This window comes from Psychrobacter communis (genome assembly GCF_014836505.1).
Taxonomy (GTDB): domain Bacteria; phylum Pseudomonadota; class Gammaproteobacteria; order Pseudomonadales; family Moraxellaceae; genus Psychrobacter; species Psychrobacter faecalis.
The window spans coordinates 1-3,271 of record NZ_JACSQR010000066.1 but is presented as its reverse complement, the minus strand read 5'-3'; the positions used below and the strand labels follow the sequence as shown (position 1 = coordinate 3,271).

Annotated in this window: 3 protein-coding genes; all 3 read right to left on the bottom strand. The window is 43.0% G+C overall.

Features of this window, described 5'->3' with window-relative positions; all coding sequences use genetic code 11:
* Positions 1-242: 242 nt before the first annotated feature.
* On the bottom strand, positions 243-1,034 hold the full coding sequence (gene ispD, locus H9653_RS12200) for a 2-C-methyl-D-erythritol 4-phosphate cytidylyltransferase (protein WP_225211765.1): 792 nt from the start codon (positions 1,032-1,034) through the stop codon (positions 243-245).
* A gap of 115 nt (positions 1,035-1,149) precedes the next feature.
* Positions 1,150-1,458 (bottom strand): FtsB family cell division protein, encoded by a 309-nt coding sequence (locus H9653_RS12195; protein WP_068407112.1) that lies wholly within the window; start codon positions 1,456-1,458, stop codon positions 1,150-1,152.
* Positions 1,459-1,592: 134 nt separating this feature from the next.
* On the bottom strand, positions 1,593-2,909 hold the full coding sequence (eno, locus tag H9653_RS12190) for a phosphopyruvate hydratase (protein ID WP_102077674.1): 1,317 nt from the start codon (positions 2,907-2,909) through the stop codon (positions 1,593-1,595).
* Between the last annotated feature and the right edge of the window lie 362 nt (positions 2,910-3,271).

Here is a 3,271-nt window from a genome sequence, read left to right as displayed (position 1 = left end):
TTGGTGCTAATTTGATATTCCTCGGCAAGTTGTCGAATGCTATAGCCTTCTGCAAGCTTATTGAGGATCAGTTGTCGGTAGTCTTTTGAGTATGCCATATTATATACTGTAGCGGATTTTTGTTTCTTTTACTATATGAGAAGAGTCATCTCAATTTAGAACTTGAGAATAGAAAATTTATAGTGAAATACTTAGCAGGGGAAAGAATGAGAAATGCAAATAGTGACGGTGGTGAAAATCTTTTAAGACAATTGGGACTGGGCGTTAAGAATCGCGGTAAGCAGGATGGCGTCGTCAGGATAGGTAAGTTTAATGTTCTGCCGATTGCCAACGACCAAACGAATTGGCAGCGCTAAGTACTCAAACGCGCTTGCTTCATCGGTGATAGCAAGGTCATACTCTTCAACATACGCCAACACTTCCCGCAGCTTAGCTAAGCGAAAGACTTGCGGCGTTTGCGCTTGCCACATATTACTACGCTCAAGCGTACGTTCAACATAAGAATGCTGTTTACCTTTAGCGCTATTAATAGCTTCGGAGACAGCGCTAGCGTGCTTATAGGACGCTGTATAGGATTGTTTTAGGGTATCGGCAACTGGGGTCGCTAAGATAGCGCCATACGGCTCTTGCAGCGCGGCTTTAATCACTTTATCAATATCTTGTTGAGGCACCGCTGGACGCGCGGCATCATGGATAAGCACCAAGTCTGAGTCATGCGCACCTGCCCTAATAAGCGCCTCTACCCCTGCTTGCACGGATTGCCAACGCTCTGCTCCACCGCTCGTATATTCAATAGGCAATGCAAAATTAAGCGTCTGCGCCGTATGATCATCTTTTGCAATCACCAATAAACACTGATCAATATAACGACTGCTCGCAAGCCGTGCCACGCTATGTTGTAACAAGGTCTGCCCTTGTAGCTTGGTATATTGTTTGGCGATTGATGCACCAAAACGACTACCGCGACCCGCAGCGACAATCATGGCATGTATATGTGGTGTGGTATTCATAAGGTGGTTTTGATTGATACTCATGGTCAGATTCCATGATGATATGACTGGATTGGATAAAAAGGAAGTTAAAAAAAATCGTACTTTAAATATAAGCAGAAAAAATTATAGGTAATCGTTTATTTTGGAGTAGATAGAATCAATAACGGCTATGGGTTGTCGGCGCTGTTGATACTTGTACAAAGGTTTCATTTGGCTTAATCAAGCCTAAATCTAAACGCGCGTGTTCCTCTACCGCTTCAAGGCCGGTTTTTAGATCATGAACGTCCGTACGCAGCAAGTTATTTGCCGCTACTTGATTGTCATTTAAACGCTGTTGTTCTTCAATCTGGGTCAATAATTTATGATGCTCAAATTGACCGTTTTCACCCAGCCAATACTGGTATTGCAGCCCTAACAGTACAGCGACCGCTAAAGCAAGTAAGATAAATTGGCTAAAGTATTTCATAAAGTATTAACGCCAAGTGATAAAGGGATAATAATTAAAATCGAAAATTAGATTAACTTATTAGGCGCTATATCATCTTGCGAATGACAATATAGCGCTTAGCTTTAAGCCTAACTTTTCAACTACTTAGCTGATTAGCCACGTAAACCGATAAACTCTTCACGGCCACGGTAGCTTGCACGTACTTGTTGCTCGATACGTAGTAGCTGATTGTATTTTGCAACACGGTCTGAGCGGCATAGTGAGCCGGTTTTAATTTGTCCCGCTGCTGTGCCAACTGCTAAGTCAGCAATGGTGCTGTCTTCCGTTTCACCTGAACGATGCGAGATAATCGTTGCATAGCCATTTTTCTTCGCCAGATAGATCGCATCCAGGGTTTCTGATAAGGTGCCGATTTGGTTAAACTTAATCAAAATCGCATTGGCAATGTGTTTATCAATGCCTTCTTGCAAAATAGCAGGGTTGGTCACGAACAAATCATCACCAACCAACTGAACTTTATCACCAATCTGTTCAGTTAAGTATTTCCAGCCATCCCAATCCGACTCATCAAGACCGTCTTCGATAGAGATGATAGGATATTGACGCGTCAAGCCTACGAGGTAATCTGAAAAACCTTGGCTATCAAAGGATTTATTACCCTCGCCTGCCAAGATATATTGACCATCTTTATAAAACTCACTGGCAGCACAGTCTAGAGCCAAATGGATATCATCGCCAGCTTTATAACCGACTTGCTCAATCGCTTGCATGATAACGGTGATGGCTTCTTCATTGCTACGCAAGTTTGGTGCAAAGCCGCCTTCATCGCCGACGGCAGTATTTAAACCCTGTGCTTTTAGGACAGATTTTAAGCTATGAAAAATCTCTGTACCCGCACGCAGCGCCTCTGAGAAGCTGGTGAAACCAACCGGCTCAATCATAAACTCTTGGATATCAACGGTATTGTCTGCGTGCTCGCCACCGTTCAAGATGTTCATCATCGGTACCGGCATGGTCAATGATGTCTGATTGCGCAAGTTTGCGATATATTGATGCAACGGTAGGCTTTGTGACTTAGCAGCTGCTTTTGCCGTTGCCAAAGACACCGCCAACATGGCATTAGCGCCAAGGTTGTCTTTATTTTCTGTACCATCGAGCGCAATCATAGCGTCATCAATCGCTTGCTGTTCAGTGACGTCTTTGTCCATAAGCGCGCTACGAATCTGGCTATTGACATTGGCAACGGCTTTTTTGACGCCTTTACCCATGTAGCGATCTTGATCGCCATCACGCAGCTCAAGCGCTTCACGTGAGCCAGTTGAGGCGCCACTTGGGGCAGCAGCACGGCCAATTGTGCCGTCAGCTAAGATGACATCAGCTTCAATCGTTGGGTTACCGCGCGAGTCTAAAATCTCACGAGCGCGAATGTCTATAATTGCGGCGAAGTTGGTGGTTTCTTCAGCGTACATAATGTCTGTTAATTCCTATGGTCATGCCAAGTTTGAGGGATAAATAACGGCAACTACAATACAAAAAAGGTAAAGCAAAATATCGTATAGCACTTATAGCAAAACCAACAATATCTATTCATATAATTGACTGGTTTCATGCCCTTATTAAAGCTTCATCTAATACTTTAACTGTCAGCTATCGTGCTTGGCATCATAGCATAAATTTTGCCAAACTTCCCTTATCTTACCCCAACTTGCGCCCATAAAATGAAATATAGCCTGTAATATCAGCCATTAAAGAGGGGGTTGCAAACAGTTAAATAAAATATATACAAACCTACCTATTTATTACTATAATAGATAGATTATATCTATAATAT